We start from the raw sequence: 17,215 nt of genomic DNA, 5'->3' as shown, positions 1-17,215 counted from the left end.
ACTTGGCTATCTTCCCGTTTTACTGTTTTAAGGTTTGTTCTTAAAAATTTAATTTAAAGAAATTTTCGAGAATCGTATGTGTTTCACTGTTCAGTTATCAATGTTCTTTGTCTTGCGACAGCTTAATTAGATTACCATATCTTTTTTAATCTGTCAAGCACTTTTTTTATTTTTTTCAAATCTGTATTTGATTTGTTTTTTAAAAAAGCCCGCTTCTTACCGAAGCGAGCTTTAGTATACCATTCTTTTCCAATATTCGTCAAGTACTTTTTTTAATTTCCGTTAAAAATATTCATAAAGAAATTTACAAACACATCATACTTATACAGCAGCTGCAAAAAACTGTCTTTCTCTATCAATGAAAGTCCCTTTTTACCTACTTCTGTATTACACAATACTGTAAGCACAAGAAATCCCAGCCATACAAACAACAGCCCTTTTGCAATTCCTACCGCTCCTCCGGTAAGCCGATTTGCGCTGTTTATCACAGGAAGGCCTGTTATAATATCCAGGATACATGTTGCGCCTTTTATCAGGAGTGTTGCAAATATATACGAAATAACAAATGATAATCCATTCATAATTGATCTCGCCAGATATCCCGTTATATATTCTGTAAAAGTATTCACGGACAGATAGCCATATACAGCTTCCGTGTTATTCGCCTCCAGGCTCTGTTGCAATATCTGCGGAAGTCCAAGTGCCTCTATGACGCTCTTCTGTTTCTGTTCTTCATCTCCAGTATTTTCCTCTGATTCGGTCTCATTCTGCAAACCCGAAAGTTTCTTACAGTTCTCCTGAATTTTCTGATATACCGGAGTTTTTTCCATAAGGAAATCATTTACATACGGATTCACTGCCCACGCAAGCGCAATTGCAAGAAACACAAAGAAAAACGATACAATTTCTCTTATAAAACCTTTTTTGTATCCTCTGTGTCCTGAAAAGAGAAGTATACCTGCCACTACAGCTCCAAGCCAGGTCAATGTCATTCTGCACCTCTTAAGTTAATTTAATTACCTCTACGCCGTTGTCCATAACAAGGAGATAACGATTCCATCCTATTTTTATAAAATTACTGATTGAACCATCTACAGTCCCGCTGTATTTTTCTACCCCTCTGTTATTCATCACGCACATCTGGGAACTATTATACAGGAGGATATTCCCGCCACTCATCTTTATGGTTGTATAAGGAATATTAAAGTTTTTTTCAAATTTCATTTTTCCATCTGTTCCATACACCTGCATTGTATACGGTTTGTCTTTATTTCCGCTTTTAAACACCAGACCTATATTACTGTCATCATAAAATGTGCTGACTATTTCTTTTTGGGTACTTACTGTAGTTTTTTCTTTCGGAATCTGACTTCCGCTATATATTGTAAATCCATCATCTCTTATGGCTACGGACTTATTTCCGGAAAGATATTCTATCTGCGGTACAACAACACCCTCATATGTGTATCCACTGACAATTCGGTTATCTTCGCTCTGACCAACATCACTGAAATTATAAAAGGCCACATAACTGGTTGTATTACTTCCATCCACAAACTGATAAGTGACCATCATAATATCTCCACTGTCTGAGACAACCACATCCATAGGATATCCTGGATCTGAAATATGTGTCTGATTTTCTGCTATCAGACTTCCATCTGAACCGTAAAAGTTTATCCATGTAGCATCTCCTCCATCAAGAATTGCCGCAACCATACCGCTTGATGAAATTGTTGCTTTTACAATACTATATGAAGTAGTTATGTTTCCAGTTTCACCGTCATTATCAAAAATTTCTATAAGTGTGCCATCCTGATCTGCAATTACCGCTTTGCTGCCTTTAACATCTGCAACCGGATTCTGCATTTCATACAAAGCACTCCAGTATGATTCCATTTTCCCGTTAACCAGAGATGCTCCATCCGGACTGTATCGAAGGATTTTGCCATCCATTTCTTCATATTTGGTCGATACAACATCTTCCTGTTCGCTGGTCTGAATAACTTTGTAATTATGATAACTGCGTTTTTCTATATAAATAATAACAGCCGCCGCTGCCGCAATAACTACAACTGCTGTCATCAGACCTTTTCTGAGTTCTGCATGCTTATGTCTGGATAATTTTGTCATGTAGTCGTCGTCATTATTGTTTCGGTTGTTTTTACTTTGCTGCTCCTGCTCTGCACGTGCTTTCTGCGCCTGAATTTTCTTTCTTCTTCGCTTTCTTTTTATTTTCTGAAATATATTTGCCATTATATCTTCCTCTGATTACCGGACTACGGAAATCACCTTTGTTTTGTTTGTTAGAAAAATATTTTCACTTTTGTTGATTGTTTTTTATTATAGCAGAGTTTTCAGGGCAATACAATTATTTGTCCCGGATAAATGATCTCGTCCTCTGCGATCCCATTGGCTTTGCATATATCTGATACTTTTTCTGTTGTCCCGTAATTTGCAACACTGATCTGATATAATGTATCACCCGGACGTATAACATAGGTATTCCGGGATGTGGCACTTGTCTCTGTTTCCCGCATTCTTTTCTCTGCTTTTCGTGTATCCGATTCCTCACGATATACTTTATCTGATTCAGGCGGAGCTGACATTATCGTTGTTTCTGTTTTTGCTATCTCCTTATTTTCTGCCATTTTTGTAACTGTCGGTGCTTCTTTAGCCGAAGCTTCTGTTATTGTACTTGTTACAACAGGCGTCACTGTCGCAGCGGCTTTCGGAGTTCCTGTAACTTTCTTTTTAATCGGGGCTTTCGTTACTTTGCTTTCCTCCACCTCCTGTACAACTGTATTTGCCGAAACCTGCTCCGCCTTCCGTTCCGCAGTCTCCATCAGCTGGTAGTTCTGATAAACCTTTCCGCCAACTGCTGCTATTGCCAGAACCAGACATGCTGTTGCTGCATAAGAAAAAACAGAAGTATGTTCTTCTGTCTCCTGTTTTTTCGCCCTGTTCTTTTTCTGTATAATCTTTCTGAATGTATGCACCGCTTCATCCGGTATTTCTTCTTTCTGATTTTTATAAAACTCCGGATTTTTTTCTATCATATAATTTTGCATTTGAGGATTTTTCTCATAATACAGATAAAATCCATTCTGCCTGATGAGAAAATTATTATCATATCTGAAAAATGCTTCTTCTTTTTCGCCCGGATCCATAAGCATAAGGATCTTGTCACTGCCAAAATGTTTCAGATGCACCTTAAGAAAAAGATCTGGCACTTCCATCGCCATCCCTTTTTCTCCAAAAAACCATCCTACTATTTCCTGTCCTTCAAAATATTTTTCCTGTTCTTCATGTATTTCCTGCCACAACGCATCTGTCAGATTGATATGATCTTCTGTTATTTCTTCGTCCTCTACGGTTATTGCTCCCTTCACGAAAACATAAACAATTCCATCATTACGCCCCAGTTTTCCTGTCAGTACTGCGAATCTGCTTTTTTCCTTATCATCTTCTTCTGACTGAGTAAGTTTTCCCAGAAAAGTATATACGTAATCTTCCATATATATTCTGTAATCCCCATTTCCCAGTCCTATCTGACGTATATTTCTTGGCAGTTCAAAAACTTCCTCATTCCCCTTCGACTCCTGTTTTTCATCTTTATAGATGACTTCTATCATATTCTATCACCCCTTCGGCTAACAGAATAGCATATAAAAAACGCAGAATTTAGCAGAATGTAAGAGCCTGTTCAAAGAATTTAACGACATATTTTGCAAAAGGCATAAGATTTCATCTTTGTGGATACAATAAATCAGTACAAATAAGAGAGGATTATTTTATGCCATTTTATATTAATTCCAATCACACAGAAGCACCCGAGAAAATAACCAGAGCCCTTCACAAATGCATACAGCGGCATAACGCTTCCTGGTCAGAAATGGTATTTCTCTGTATCGGATCAGACCGGATCATAGGCGACTGTCTTGGACCTTTTGTCGGACAGCTGCTTGATTCCTGTACAACTGCCGGTGTTTCTGTCTATGGCACACTTCAGAAACCTGTTCACGCTCTGAATCTCGAACCTGTTCTCAATTATATACACCAGCACCATCCTGACAGTCTTATTATTGCCATTGATGCTTCTCTTGGACAAAAAAAGCACCTGGGCTATGTAACCATTGATAATGGTTCATTATACCCAGGTGCTGCCGTTCAGAAGCATCTGCCGCCGGTTGGCGACATTCATATTACAGGAATTGTAAACATCTCGGGAATACTGGCACAGCTCACTCTGCAGACAACACGAATTTCTACGGTCATTTCACTGGCTGATACCATTGCCCGCGGACTGCTTCCAATCCTGAACACTTCAGGACTTATACAAACTCTTTAATCTGTTTGTAGATACCTTCTGCATCCAGACCATATTTTTCAAGAAGCGCAGCTGCCGGTCCTGACTCTCCAAATCTATCATTAATACCGATACGTTTTACCGGTACAGGAGCTTTTTCTGCAAGACATTCACATACTGCTCCACCAAGTCCGCCAATCACAGAATGCTCTTCTACTGTAACTATTTTTCCTGTTTCCTTAGCTGCAGCAATGATCAGTTCTTCATCTAACGGTTTGATTGTATGGATATTAATAACCTTTGCATCAATACCATCTGATGCAAGTTTCTCTGCTGCTTCCAGAGAAGCTGCAACGCAAAGACCATTTGCAACGATTGTAAGATCTTTTCCCTCACGAAGGACAATTCCTTTGCCCAGTTCAAATTTATAATCTGGTCTGTCATTAATAACCGGAACAGCCAGACGTCCAAAACGCATATATACAGGTCCTACATATTCATAGGCTGCTTTAACCATTGCTTTTGCTTCAATATCATCGGCAGGAGACATAACAACCATTCCCGGAATAACACGCATAATGGCAAAATCTTCACAGCACTGATGAGTTGCTCCATCTTCACCTACAGAAATTCCTCCATGTGTAGCACCAATTTTGACATTTAAATGCGGATAGCCAACAGAGTTTCGTACCTGCTCGAAAGCACGTCCTGCTGCAAACATTGCAAATGTACTTGCAAACGGAACCTTGCCAGTTGTAGCAAGTCCTGCTGCAATACCGATCATATTACATTCAGCGATTCCGCAGTCGATATGACGATCTGGAAATTCTTTTTTGAACATACCAGTCTGAGTAGCGGCAGCAAGGTCAGCATCCAGAACAATCAGATCTTCATGTTCTTTTCCAAGTTCCACCAGAGCACTTCCATAACTGGCTCTTGTTGCAATTTTCTTTACTTCTGACATAATGCTTCACCTACCTTTTCCAGATCTTCCATTGCCTGTGCATACTGTTCATCATTTGGAGCTTTTCCGTGCCATCCAACCTGATTTTCCATGAAGGATACACCTTTGCCTTTTACAGTCTTCATTATGATTGCTACCGGCATTCCCTTTACAGTTCTTGCCTCATCAAAAGCTGCCTTCAGCTGATCCATGTCATTTCCATCTGCAACATTGATCACATGGAAATTAAATGCTTCAAATTTCTTGTCGATTGGATATGGAGAACATACATCTGCGATATTTCCGTCAATCTGAAGTCCGTTGTTGTCAACAATCACAACAAGATTGTCCAGTTTACGGGCACCTGCGAACATTGCTGCTTCCCATACCTGCCCTTCCTGAATCTCACCATCTCCAAGAAGAGTATATACTCTGTAGGATTCGTTGCTGAGTTTTGCAGAAAGAGCCATGCCTACAGCTGCGGAAATTCCCTGTCCCAGGGATCCACTGGACATGTCTACTCCCGGAATATGTTTCATATCCGGATGTCCCTGAAGATAAGATCCGAGATGGCGAAGAGTCTTGAGATCCTCTTTCGGGAAGTAACCTTTTTCTGCAAGCACAGAATACAATCCTGGTGCTGTATGGCCTTTGGACAGCACAAAACGGTCTCTGTCTGCTTTTTTCGGATCTTTCGGATCAATGTTCATTTCTTCAAAATACAGATAGGTAAATAAATCAGCTGCTGACAAAGAGCCACCCGGATGGCCGGCTTTTGCAGCATGAACTGCAGTAACAATGTCCTTGCGGACTTCGTTTGCAATCTTCTGAAGTTCTAATTTTTCCATGATTGTCTTCTCCTGTTATTTTTTTACAAGATGTAACTGTTCAGTCTCCCGACAGTTACTGCCAGATTCAAATTACTGTTCACTCCGTTCACAGTAATAACTTCATACTACAACCTGCTGCCCACTTTCGTCAAGTACTCTGTAGCGTGCAATATATATAACCTTCTTAATTATTCTCCGAATACTGCTTTGTAGTCTTTCTGGAATTTTTCGATTCCGGCATCTGTCAGAGGATGATGAAGCATCTGTTCGAGAACTTTATATGGAACAGTTGCAATATCAGCTCCTGCAAGTGCACATTCTGTTACATGAATCGGATGACGAACACTTGCACAGATAATCTCCGTTGTAATTCCTGCAACTTCAAACATTTCAACAATCTGCCGAATAAGTGCAAGTCCGTCTGTAGAAATATCATCCAGTCTTCCGAGGAACGGAGATACATAGGTTGCACCTGCTCTTGCAGCAAGAAGTGCCTGGTTAGCAGTAAAAATCAGTGTAACGTTTGTTTTGATTCCTTCTTTTGAGAGAACCTTTACTGCTTTTAATCCTTCTCCTGTCATAGGAATTTTTACAACCATATTCGGATGGATTTTTGCAATTTCACGGCCTTCTGCAATCATTCCCTCCGCATCTGTGGTAGTTGCTTTTACTTCTCCACTGATAGGTCCGTCAACGATAGATGTAATTTCTTTGATTACTTCGTTGAAATCTCTTCCTTCTTTTGCGATCAGAGAAGGGTTTGTGGTGACACCACAAATAATTCCCATGTCATTAGCTTTACGGATATCCTCTACATTTGCTGTGTCAATAAAAAATTTCATCACTTTTTCCTCCTGAATTTTGTTGTCTGCATTTTGATAATTTCATTATATCAGATACTTGTTTCAGGTCAAGAAGCGTGTCTATTATTAATAATTATTTTATTAATAATTTATACTTTTATTAATTACACATGACAATTTAATGTATATTTAATTGATCTATCTGGAAAAAATATCAAAATATCATTATTCTAAATGTGCATCTCCGAAATTATTATTAATAATTACAATCAGACAATTTATATTACATCACTTTTTTCCCAGAATGCCTTACCTGTCCTGGCATAAGAGGTTGTTTTGCGTGCGATCAGCTTGGGCGTATATTCTATATTATAAAGACTTGTAGGCTGAAGTCCTGTATAAAACTGATCATTAGTTGTAATCTTCCTTATAATGATGTCGCAGGCGTCTCTGCCTTTCAGTGCAACAAAGTGATCGATCGTTGTAAGCGACAGTCTGCGGATACCTGAATAAAAAATATCGTCACAGCCAATCACTGACACATCTTTTGGGACTCTGACTCTTGCTTCCTCCAACGCATCAATCGCGCCAAAAGCCATCATGTCATTCTGTCCTGCGATCGCAGTAAAGTGACAGCCCTCATCCAGTAGTTCTCTCGTAAGCTGGTATCCCATAGAATACTCCGAATCCATTCTGGGTAAACGCCGTTCTATAGATACATCTGCCGCCTTGATCCGAACATGGCCTTTCAGCCCTTCTTTTTCAAATTCGCTGATAAATCCCTCTATTCTTCTGGAGCGCTGCCATTGTCTTCGTGTCAGAGGCGGCGTGATGAAAGCCACATCTCTGTGCCCAAGATCAAGAAGATGTCTGGCCATCAACCGGCCAACTTCCGAATTATCCTGATTTATGGCATCTACAGTAGTCGTCTTTTCTTTGTTACTGATGATAACAACTGGAAGCTCTTTTGCAAGCTCTTCTACTTTTTGCTGAAAATCAGGGTGCGGATTACATGCATAAATAATTCCCTGCGGATTGATCGTCCGTATCATGCGAAGATATTTTTCTTCCAGCCCTGCATCTCTCTGTGTATTACAGATAAAAACACCATATCCCTTTTCATTCGCAACAGATTCAATCCCCTGCAGAAGAAGTACATAATATGGACTGGTCAGTGTGGGGCAGAAGACCACGATCAGTTTTTCTTTTCTGATTTCCTTCTGTTTCTTCTTTCTGCCAGGCAGTTCATATCCAAGTTCTCTGGCTGCATTTTCAACTTTTTCGATTGTTTCCGCAGAAAATGAGACATTATTTTTTCTGTTAAGTACCATGGATACAGTTGCCTGAGAAACCCCTGCTTTTTCTGCAACCTGAGAAGAAGTTATTTTTTTCCTTGCCATCTGTTTTTCTCCTTTTGGAATTCTGAAAAATCTGATTGCCCAAAAAGGGCAGAGCTCTTATCAGAGTTCCACCCTTCCTTCCAGTGCACGAAGCAGTGTTACTTCGTCAATATATTCCAGATCTCCTCCCACAGGTACCCCGCTTGCAATTCTGCTGACTTTGATTCCCGTAGGCTTAATCAGTTTACTGATATACATGGCTGTTGTTTCACCTTCCAGACTGGAGTTTGTGGCAATAATGACCTCTTTCACATTATCTGTCTGAAGGCGCTGCATCAGTTCTTTCAGGCGGATATCATCAGGGCCGATTCCCAGCATTGGGGAAATCGCACCATGAAGCACATGATAAACGCCGTCGAATTTGCCCGTTTTTTCGTAAGCAGCCAGATCCCGGGTGTTTTCTACTACCATTATGGTCGAAGCATCTCTCTTGGGATTACTGCAGATCGGACATAATTCCTGATCCGTCAATGTACAGCATTTTTTGCAGTAACGAATTTTTTCACGCGCACCTGTAATAGAAGACGTCAGCTGTTCCACCTGATCCTTAGGCATATTCATAATATGAAAAGCCAGCCTCTGCGCTGATTTCGGTCCAATTCCCGGAAGATGGGACAGTTGCTCGATCAGCTTGTTGATATGCGTACTGTAGTATTCCATCAGAACGGAAGGCCTCCGCCAAGACTTCCAAGGCCTCCTGTAAGTTTGGACATAACTGCTGTAGACTCTTCTTCTACTTTGCGAAGCGCTTCATTTGTTGCAGCAACGATAAGATCTTCCAGCATCTCAATATCATCAGGATCCACAACTTCTTCTGCAAGGGTTACTTTGGTTACTTCACGCTTACCTGAGATAGTCACCTCTACAGCACCACCGCCTGCTGTTGCTGTGAATTCTTTTTCTTCCAGCGCTTTCTGATTTTCTTCCATCTGACGCTGCATTTTCTGCGCCTGTTTCATAAGATTATTCATATTTCCCGGCATACCCATGCCCGGGAATCCTCCACGTTTTGCCATTGTTAAAATCCTCCTGTTGATTTTGTTGTTTTATATTATATGATACCTGCAAATTGTTCCGTGTCACACGCTCTCTTAATCCTGGCATCATTTAATATGTGAGCCAGGTTCCTCCTCGACCACAACATCCATATGGATATTCTGTCTGATTGCCTGTTCTACAGTCACCTGCGCCAGATTGGTCTGCTGATGATCCTCTGCTACCAGCATATGGAGTTCCACGCTTTTGCCTGTCTGTTGTTCTATGATATTCTGAAGTTCCTGTTTTGCCTCAGAATCATCTGGATAGAGCCTTCCCAGTGGTGTCTGAAATTCCACAAAGAGTATCGGCTCGCCTGTTTCACCATTGTACTTCGGAATTGAATGTATAAGTGCCTGTTTGAAAGCGGCTGTCGTCTGATTGACGATCACCTTCCAGTTAGCCACAATTTTCTGCAGATCTTCCGGCGCCGCTTTCTGGGGCGGCTTCGACTGCTGTATATTCTCCTGTGTCAGGCTCTTTTCTGCTGAGCGAACCATCACCTGTTGGACAGGACGTTCTTCCATCTTCTGTTCCAGTACCCTGATTCGGTCCAGAACAGAATCAAGATTAGTTTCCATTGCAGGTCTGCACAGTTTGATCAGCGCAATTTCAACCAGAACTCTTTTCTGTGTGGCATATCGTATCTGATTGGAAAGTTCTGAGAAAATACGGATATACCTCATCAGAGTGTCCACATCCGTCATTTCACTTTCTTCTTTCAGAAGTTTGAGGTTTTCGGAAGAAACATCAATAGCCTCTTCCGGATTGTCTGATGTTTTTACAAGAAGAAGATTTCTCATATACCAGGTAAAATCTCCTACAAACTGACTCAGTTCCCGTCCGCCCACGATCAGCTCTTCCAAAATTCGTATGGACGCTGTCACATCACCCGCAAGTACTTTGCGGAGAAGTTTGCTGAATACTTCTGTATCCACTGCTCCCAGGACTTCCAGGACCTTGTCATAAGTAAGTGTCTGTCCCAGATAAAATGCAATACACTGATCCAGAAGACTCAGGGCATCTCGCATGGAGCCATCTCCTGCTTTTGCCACATATCGAACTGCTTTTTCCTCAGCCTCCACACCTTCAATCTTCAGAAGTTCTGTCAGCCTTGCCGCAATCGTATCTATAGTTATCCTGTGAAAATCATATCTCTGGCATCTGGACAGAATTGTGATAGGAATCTTGTGTGCTTCTGTTGTTGCCAGAATAAAAATCACATAAGACGGCGGTTCCTCCAGTGTTTTCAGCAGCGCATTAAATGCTCCTGTAGAAAGCATATGAACCTCGTCAATAATATAAACTTTGTAGTTGCCTTCTGTAGGACGATAGGTAACCTCTTCTCTGATCTCACGGATATTATCAACACCATTGTTTGAAGCTGCATCAATCTCGATAACATTCATGGAAGTTCCCGCCTGAATGGCTTTGCACATCTCACACTCATTGCATGGACTGCCATTCACCGGATGCTGACAGTTGACTGCTTTTGCAAGAATCTTGGCCACTGTAGTCTTACCGGTTCCTCTCGTACCACAGAACAGATATGCATGCCCGATACGGTTGGCCTTTATCTGATTCGTCAAAGTAGTTACAATATGGTCCTGCCCTTTGACATCAGCAAAATTATCCGGCCTGAATTTTCGATACAGGGCAGTATAACTCATAATTATGCTCCTCTCATGCTGCCTGTTTCACAGGCATTAAGCCGCCGCAGAAAAAAAATTCTGCGGCGATATTATCAGTCTCCGAAGCTGATACCAATCTGTTTTGCAGCTTTTACGATCTGGTCCTTCGGGGAAACCATTTTGAGTTTACCGGCACATTCTTCCAACGGTACTCGTTTAATTTTTCCATTGATCACACCAATCATAACACCATATTCTTCATCAAGGATAGCTTCCGCAGCACCTGCACCGATTCTTGTGGAAAGAACACGGTCATACGGGCACGGTTCTCCGCCTCTCTGAATATGTCCCGGAACAGTAACTCGTACTTCACTTCCCAGTTCTTTGTTGATACGATCTGCAATTTCATAGGAAACAGACGGATATTTTTTTGCTCTGGCTTCCAATTTCTCTTTGTATTTTTTCTTTGGAAGTTCTGCATCTTCTTTGGAAACAGCTCCCTCTGCAACAGCAAGGATCGTAAAACGTTTACCTGCTTTGTTACGGTTTTTGATTGCCTCGCAGACTTTCTTGATATCGTAAGGAATTTCAGGAATCAGAATAATATCTGCACCGCCGGCAATACCCGCATGCAGTGTCAGGCTTCCGACCTTGTGTCCCATGATCTCAACGATAAACACACGTCCGTGAGATGTCGCTGTTGTATGAATACAGTCAATAGCATTTGTGGCAATATTAACTGCACTCTGGAATCCAAATGTCATATCTGTACCAAAAATATCGTTGTCTATGGTCTTTGGCAGGTGAATAATATTTAACCCTTCTTCTCTCAGAAGATTGGCTGTTTTCTGTGTTCCATTTCCTCCCAGAATAACCAGGCAGTCCAGGCAGAGTTTATAATATGTCTGCTTCATTGCCTCTACTTTGTCAAGTCCTTTTTCATCCGGTACACGCATCAGTTTAAACGGCTGACGGGAAGTACCAAGAATTGTTCCTCCTCTGGTAAGAATTCCTGAGAAATCCTTTGCGGTCAGCATATGATATTTACCATAGATCAGGCCTTTGTAACCATCATCAAATCCATAAACTTCCAAATCATCCACTGCGTTTGAAAGAGCTTTTACCACGCCTCTCATTGTAGCATTAAGAGCCTGGCAGTCACCACCACTTGTTAATAAACCGATTCTTTTAATCATAGTCTCAGTATCCTCCTGACTGCACATCATCTGTGCTATAGTATACCTGTTACTTTTGCAGCAACATATGCCTGAAACCTATTATATAATATTTTACCCCTACTTGACAAGTATACAAAAATCGTCTATACTTAAATTCCGCGCAGCCGGGGAGATAGCGGTGCCCTGTACCTGCAATCCGCTACAGCAGGGGTGATGCCAATCCGAGGCTTGTCTCCTGTGGAGCTGCCCTTTATAAGTGGCGTTGACGTCTGGGTCTTACGCAACAGGAATCTGTGAACCGTGTCAGGGCAGGAATGCAGCAGCACTAAGCAGAAGCTCTTGTGTGCCGTAAGGGTGCCTGGGCTGAGTTAACTGTAGAGGTAACGTCCATGGGACCATTCCGAAGTGCGGCGCGCGTAAAGAAAAAATCATGTTGCTGTGAACAAAGTAAACAGTAATAAAAATAATACTCTGAAGTTCATTATGAGCTCCAGAGTATTTTTTATGCCAAAGTATGCAAGAGAAGCTGCCAGTGGCAGATTCTCTGTATTCTGCTGATTCAAGAATGCCTCGGCATTCTTGCTGCGAGATGCGCGTCATGCAAAGCATGACATATTTCTTTTGCGCATCTCTGCAATCCTGCCGGAGGCTATATCAGATGGGGGATTGACTCCCACCACTGATACTCATTTGCTCCTCACCACCTAAAGAGGTGGGAGTCATCTCACATCTGATATAGCTTATTTACAGAGATCAGCAACAACCTGATTGATCAGTTTTCCGTCTGCTTTGCCTTTCAGGTCTCCCATAACCGCTTTCATGATCTGACCTTTGTTTTTGGTAGCCAGTACATCTGCGAATTTTTCTTCAAGATATTTACGTATCTCATCTGCTCCCATCTGCTGTGGTGCGTATTTTGCGATCACGTCGTATCTTGCCTGATATTCTGCACGAAGGTCATCTCTGCTTTCCGGGCAGGTATCCAGCTGTTCTTTGACTGTTTTCATCTCTTTCAGGATCACACGGTCTACCAGTGCTTCCGGAACATCATCACGGCAGCCTTCATCAATTGCGGCTTTCTTAACTGCTGATACCAGAGAAGAAACTGCATCCTTTGTTGTTTTATCTTTTGCCTTCATGGCTGCAACCATGTCTTTTCTTAATGCTTCCAGTGTCATTTTAAAATCCTCCTCGTTTTTTTCTGTTTTTTATATCATATCACTTTTTAGTTGACATTTTAAGTTGTTTTTTCTTTGCCCGAAGTTCCCTAAAGAAATCCGACAGCATTGATGAACATTCTTCTTCCAGAACTCCCCGGATAATTTTTACCTTATGATTAAATCCATCGACCTCCAGAAGATTCAGTACTGATCCGGCACATCCTGCTTTCGGATTCATACTTCCTATAACAACTTCATCAATTCTCGACTGCACCAGGGCGCCGGCACACATCTGACATGGTTCCAGTGTCACATACATGGTACAGCCCTCCAGCCGCCAGTCGCCAAGCTTTTTGCTGGCTTTACGTATGGCGTTCAGTTCCGCATGTGAAAGTGTATTTTTGTCTGTATTTCTCCGATTATATCCTCTGGCAATAACTTTTCCATCGGACACGATCACACATCCGATAGGGACCTCTTCCAGTTCCCGGGCTTTTTTTGCCTGACGGATTGCTTCTTTCATAAATTTTTCCTGTTCAGTCAAAGGATCTTCCTCCTGCTTTGTCTGCAGATCGCGTCCACAGATTTCTGATATTCAGTATAGTAAAAGCCGCTTGCAAAATCAACAGATAAAAACTAGAATAGAGGAAATCGTATTTTGGAGGATGCCTATGCCTGTTATACATGGTTTAAACAAAACAACTCTCCTGGATTACCCGGGGAGAGTCGCTGCAACAATTTTTCTCGGAGGATGCAATTTTCGCTGTCCTTTCTGCCAAAACAGCGGACTTGTCCTGCATCCGTCACAGGAACCTGTCATTTCTACTGAAGAAATATTTACCTTCCTAAAAAAACGCCGTGGGATTCTGGAAGGAGTCTGCATTTCCGGTGGCGAGCCTACTCTCAGTGCTGATCTTGAAGATTTTATCAGACAGATACGTGCACTTGGATATCCAGTCAAATTGGACACTAATGGAACACACCCGGAAATTATAAAGGAGCTTTTCGCAAAAAATCTGATCCAGATGACAGCAGTTGACATAAAAGCCTGTCCTGATAACTACTGTTCACTTACAGGGCTGATGCATCCGGATCTTGCGGCAGTTCAGGAAACTGTTGACTTTCTTCTTAACAGTAATGTTGATTATGAATTCCGTACCACCGTTGTGCACGAGCTGCACAGCCGACAGGATTTTGAAGCAATCGGTCAATGGCTGAAGGGTGCAAAAGCATACTATCTCCAGGCTTACAAGGACTCTGAAGAAGTCATGCAGCCTGGATTCAGCAGCTACTCTCAGGAAGAACTTGAAGAATTCCGCAGCATTCTTCTCAGGACGATTCCTTTAGTTGAAATCCGGGGCATCGACTGACCGGTACCAGTATCCGCCTCTGCCTCTCGGCACTCTGATCTGATGGCTGTCTTTAAAATATGGAAAGCCAAACATATTTGCCATAAACCGTTCCTGCTGGTCATAGCAGCCCGGAATTCCCAGGATATACTGGCCGGAACGGTTTCTGCATACCAGAAGATGTCCGAAATTATAATATCCATACTGAACAAATCGGTTATTACGCAGCATACAGATTTTGCGTCCAAATACCCGCAGATCGTCCAGATTAATTTTTCTGCATTCTGTCATTTCTCCGTCTTCAAAAGCTTCCCAGGGAGTTCCCGGGAGGGGACGTAGGGACTGATTCGCATTCTGCTTTGGTATTCGTTCAGGTATTGATTCAGATTGCTGATCTGATTCAGACTTCAGGGCTGGTTCTTCGGGCTTGATGGCAGATTCAGATTCAGAATTTGGCTCCACAGATGGAATAGATTCTGAAACAGCAGGTGCTTCCACTGACTGTACGTGAATGTCTGTAGCAACTGGTTCATCTGGTTTCGTTTCCGATACTTCTGTATGTTTTTCACTTTTCTCTACAGGGTGAAAATTTTCCGGCCGTATGGGCTGATCATCCCACTCAGTTCCAAAAAATCCCCCATTTTCTGTCAGCAAAATCAGACCTGCAAGCTTTTCTGCTGCAAATCCTCCCGTACCCATATCTCTGGAATCTGTTTCAATTACATATTCCATTTTATCTTTTTGCGTCATACATTGACCTAGAAGACTGCTGTCCATAAGTCCCTTATTTCTCACAAAGCCATACATTTCACATCTGTTCTCCGGAATCAGTCCCTCACAGCAGATATGAAATTCCATCCTGCATACATGTTCCCGTTCTTCCACCCGCACAAACCCACAGTTTGCGCCTTTTTTCCCCTTCAGATACTCATATATATAGGCAACAAAACGACGATAACCTGCCACTCCGTTACCTCCTGTTTTTTATCATTTATATGTATGCGCAAAAACAGCGGTAAATTCCTGCTGTTTTCCCATCCATGCAGTCTTTACTTTTTTCTCACTCACCGGCAATGATTCTGGCTTCCTTCCAGCTGTAATACCCCTGTAACAGCCATTCTTTTAATGTACCTGACTGATCTTCTGCCTTATAATGTTCTCTTTCAAAATATTCCAGCACAAGTTCCAGCGTTATCTCATCCCTGTATAACATCTCGTATATCCCATTCAGAAGCATGCCCGTCGGTTCTTTTATCTTCCCCATAATTCATCTCACCTCTGCTTTGCAATGTTTCCTTATTACGAAACATTATAAAGGAAATCCTCCTTATCATCAATGCATAGAAGTTTCTTTATTACGAAAATCTAATAAAAAAATCATATAATAGAGGAATCACATATGCAGAAAATCCGACCGGATATGGATATCGGTCAGAACATTCAGAAAGAACGCTACCGCTGTGGATTTACACAGGATCAGGTCGTTGCAAAACTGAATCTCAAAGATATCCAGATCACCAAAAGCACTTACGCCAAGCTGGAGACCAACCGTATGAACATTAAAGTAAGTGAACTGATTGCACTGTCTGAGATCTTCCAGTGTCCTGTTGAAAATTTCTTTGCAGGACTACAATAAAATATCTTTTTCTTCTTAATTTATATTTCAGAATTATTCCCCACATCTGTAGAACGTTTTGCTCTTTCATTTTGGTTTATATCTGTCAGGTATAACAGTCGTAGCGGATAGCCTTGCCATTCAGAGTATAGGAAGGTTTTCTTTCGGCAAGAAATTCACTTTTCAACGGTCGTTTCACAATAATCTTGGAGGGATTGGCTTTAATCGCCGCATCAAACAGGTCCGTCTCTGCTGAGCATGGTGGTTCCAGTTTTTGAATAAGCTGGAGTTTTTTGTTGATGAGGCCCGATTTCTGTCTGGCCGGAAACATCGGATCAAGATAGATCACATCTACGGGATCAAGCTGCTTCTCCATACATTCCACACTGTTCCCCTCCACAAGTTTCATTCTCTCTGCTATTTCTTTCAGAATCATATTCTTTCTGGCACGGCGGAGTGCATCTTTCAGAAGTGCTGCAATCACCGGATTCTGCTCGTACAATGTCACTTCATAGCCCTGTGCTGCAAGAAGGAATGCATCCTCCCCCATGCCTGCCGTAGCATCTATGGCTCTGCGTCCCGGTTTTTCTGATTTCGCAGCCCGAACCAGCATTTCATGCTGCAGGCGACCGTTTGTGACTCTGTGCAGCATGTTTTCAAAATCACCCTGATATGTCAGACCAAAACCAGCCAGAGAAACTCCCTTGGAATCAAACATGACCGTCAGATACTCTCCCGGGTTCTCAACGATTTCCGCTCCTGTTCGCCTGGCAAAAGATTCCGCCATATCTCTCTGCCCGCCTTTACCGAGGCAGACGGTAATTTTACTGTTCATATTTTCCCTCCGTCTATCGTATAATATCTTTTAGATACATAAATGTACCTTGAAAACTCAATAAATATTTGTTCAATAGGCTTAGTAAAGCCCATGATATAATTGTCCCAGTGTCAATCAGGTAATA

19 protein-coding genes and 1 other RNA gene are annotated in these 17,215 nt (G+C 41.8%); 4 read left to right on the top strand and 16 right to left on the bottom strand.

What is annotated here, in order from left to right; genetic code table 11:
* Positions 1-272: 272 nt before the first annotated feature.
* The 3 genes from ACTNB8_RS14970 to ACTNB8_RS14960 form a co-directional block, all read right to left on the bottom strand.
* The gene (locus ACTNB8_RS14970) at positions 273-992 is read right to left on the bottom strand and encodes a CvpA family protein (protein WP_441055922.1); all 720 of its coding nucleotides are present in this window, start codon (positions 990-992) and stop codon (positions 273-275) included.
* Between the two features lie 10 nt (positions 993-1,002).
* On the bottom strand, positions 1,003-2,256 hold the full coding sequence (locus ACTNB8_RS14965) for a DUF5711 family protein (RefSeq protein ID WP_441055921.1): 1,254 nt from the start codon (positions 2,254-2,256) through the stop codon (positions 1,003-1,005).
* 101 nt (positions 2,257-2,357) lie between these two features.
* A complete protein-coding gene (locus tag ACTNB8_RS14960) occupies positions 2,358-3,635 on the bottom strand; it encodes a LysM peptidoglycan-binding domain-containing protein (protein WP_441055920.1) in 1,278 nt (425 codons plus the stop codon).
* A gap of 161 nt (positions 3,636-3,796) precedes the next feature.
* On the opposite strand from ACTNB8_RS14960, the gene yyaC reads away from it, so the two are divergent.
* Complete coding sequence (yyaC, locus tag ACTNB8_RS14955) at positions 3,797-4,351, top strand: spore protease YyaC (protein ID WP_441055919.1); 555 nt, start codon at positions 3,797-3,799, stop codon at positions 4,349-4,351.
* On the opposite strand, the gene ACTNB8_RS14950 is transcribed toward yyaC, so the two are convergent.
* From ACTNB8_RS14950 to ACTNB8_RS14915, 8 genes are all read right to left on the bottom strand, one after another.
* A complete protein-coding gene (locus ACTNB8_RS14950) occupies positions 4,335-5,273 on the bottom strand; it encodes a transketolase family protein (RefSeq protein WP_441055918.1) in 939 nt (312 codons plus the stop codon). The two genes, yyaC and ACTNB8_RS14950, sit on opposite strands and share 17 nt — an antisense overlap.
* Positions 5,261-6,100, bottom strand: coding sequence for a transketolase (locus tag ACTNB8_RS14945; protein ID WP_441055917.1), 840 nt, complete (start codon positions 6,098-6,100; stop codon positions 5,261-5,263). The genes ACTNB8_RS14950 and ACTNB8_RS14945 overlap by 13 nt, the downstream gene beginning before the upstream one ends.
* Positions 6,101-6,270: 170 nt before the next feature.
* Complete coding sequence (gene fsa, locus ACTNB8_RS14940) at positions 6,271-6,924, bottom strand: fructose-6-phosphate aldolase (RefSeq protein ID WP_296157472.1); 654 nt, start codon at positions 6,922-6,924, stop codon at positions 6,271-6,273.
* A gap of 239 nt (positions 6,925-7,163) precedes the next feature.
* Positions 7,164-8,285: a LacI family DNA-binding transcriptional regulator gene (locus ACTNB8_RS14935; protein WP_441055916.1), complete on the bottom strand. Its 1,122-nt coding sequence runs from the start codon at positions 8,283-8,285 to the stop codon at positions 7,164-7,166.
* Between the two features lie 60 nt (positions 8,286-8,345).
* Positions 8,346-8,945 (bottom strand): recombination mediator RecR, encoded by a 600-nt coding sequence (gene recR / locus ACTNB8_RS14930; protein WP_296157476.1) that lies wholly within the window; start codon positions 8,943-8,945, stop codon positions 8,346-8,348.
* On the bottom strand, positions 8,945-9,301 hold the full coding sequence (locus ACTNB8_RS14925; protein WP_296157479.1) for a YbaB/EbfC family nucleoid-associated protein: 357 nt from the start codon (positions 9,299-9,301) through the stop codon (positions 8,945-8,947). Before ACTNB8_RS14925 ends, recR begins: the two co-directional genes overlap by 1 nt.
* Before the next feature lie 87 nt (positions 9,302-9,388).
* Positions 9,389-10,990, bottom strand: a complete 1,602-nt coding sequence (gene dnaX, locus ACTNB8_RS14920; protein WP_441055915.1) for a DNA polymerase III subunit gamma/tau — start codon at positions 10,988-10,990, stop codon at positions 9,389-9,391.
* 74 nt (positions 10,991-11,064) lie between these two features.
* Positions 11,065-12,147, bottom strand: a complete 1,083-nt coding sequence (locus ACTNB8_RS14915) for a 6-phosphofructokinase (protein ID WP_296157482.1) — start codon at positions 12,145-12,147, stop codon at positions 11,065-11,067.
* A 138-nt stretch (positions 12,148-12,285) separates the two neighbouring features.
* Between ACTNB8_RS14915 and ffs the strand changes: the two genes are divergently transcribed.
* Positions 12,286-12,547, top strand: an RNA gene (ffs, locus tag ACTNB8_RS14910) — signal recognition particle sRNA large type.
* A gap of 322 nt (positions 12,548-12,869) precedes the next feature.
* Here the strand turns inward: ffs and ACTNB8_RS14905 are convergent.
* Positions 12,870-13,307: a GatB/YqeY domain-containing protein gene (locus ACTNB8_RS14905; protein WP_296157484.1), complete on the bottom strand. Its 438-nt coding sequence runs from the start codon at positions 13,305-13,307 to the stop codon at positions 12,870-12,872.
* A gap of 40 nt (positions 13,308-13,347) precedes the next feature.
* Positions 13,348-13,833: a tRNA adenosine(34) deaminase TadA gene (gene tadA / locus ACTNB8_RS14900; RefSeq protein ID WP_441055914.1), complete on the bottom strand. Its 486-nt coding sequence runs from the start codon at positions 13,831-13,833 to the stop codon at positions 13,348-13,350.
* 127 nt (positions 13,834-13,960) lie between these two features.
* On the opposite strand from tadA, the gene ACTNB8_RS14895 reads away from it, so the two are divergent.
* Entirely contained in the window at positions 13,961-14,659 is a 699-nt protein-coding gene (locus ACTNB8_RS14895; RefSeq protein ID WP_441055913.1) for an anaerobic ribonucleoside-triphosphate reductase activating protein, read from the top strand.
* Here the strand turns inward: ACTNB8_RS14895 and ACTNB8_RS14890 are convergent.
* The gene (locus tag ACTNB8_RS14890; RefSeq protein ID WP_441055912.1) at positions 14,633-15,604 is read right to left on the bottom strand and encodes a DUF6128 domain-containing protein; all 972 of its coding nucleotides are present in this window, start codon (positions 15,602-15,604) and stop codon (positions 14,633-14,635) included. The two genes, ACTNB8_RS14895 and ACTNB8_RS14890, sit on opposite strands and share 27 nt — an antisense overlap.
* A 94-nt stretch (positions 15,605-15,698) precedes the next feature.
* Positions 15,699-15,902 (bottom strand): hypothetical protein, encoded by a 204-nt coding sequence (locus ACTNB8_RS14885; protein WP_441055911.1) that lies wholly within the window; start codon positions 15,900-15,902, stop codon positions 15,699-15,701.
* Positions 15,903-16,037: 135 nt separating this feature from the next.
* Here ACTNB8_RS14885 and ACTNB8_RS14880 point away from each other — a divergent pair, with 135 nt between their 5' ends.
* The gene (locus ACTNB8_RS14880) at positions 16,038-16,274 is read left to right on the top strand and encodes a helix-turn-helix domain-containing protein (protein WP_296157491.1); all 237 of its coding nucleotides are present in this window, start codon (positions 16,038-16,040) and stop codon (positions 16,272-16,274) included.
* A gap of 85 nt (positions 16,275-16,359) precedes the next feature.
* Here the strand turns inward: ACTNB8_RS14880 and ACTNB8_RS14875 are convergent, their stop codons facing one another.
* On the bottom strand, positions 16,360-17,088 hold the full coding sequence (locus ACTNB8_RS14875) for a class I SAM-dependent methyltransferase (protein WP_441055910.1): 729 nt from the start codon (positions 17,086-17,088) through the stop codon (positions 16,360-16,362).
* Between the last annotated feature and the right edge of the window lie 127 nt (positions 17,089-17,215).

The organism is Blautia sp. HCP28S3_G10, assembly GCF_052065235.1.
In the GTDB taxonomy this organism is placed as follows: Bacteria; Bacillota; Clostridia; order Lachnospirales; family Lachnospiraceae; genus Blautia_A.
This window is presented reverse-complemented; position numbering and strand designations above follow the sequence as displayed.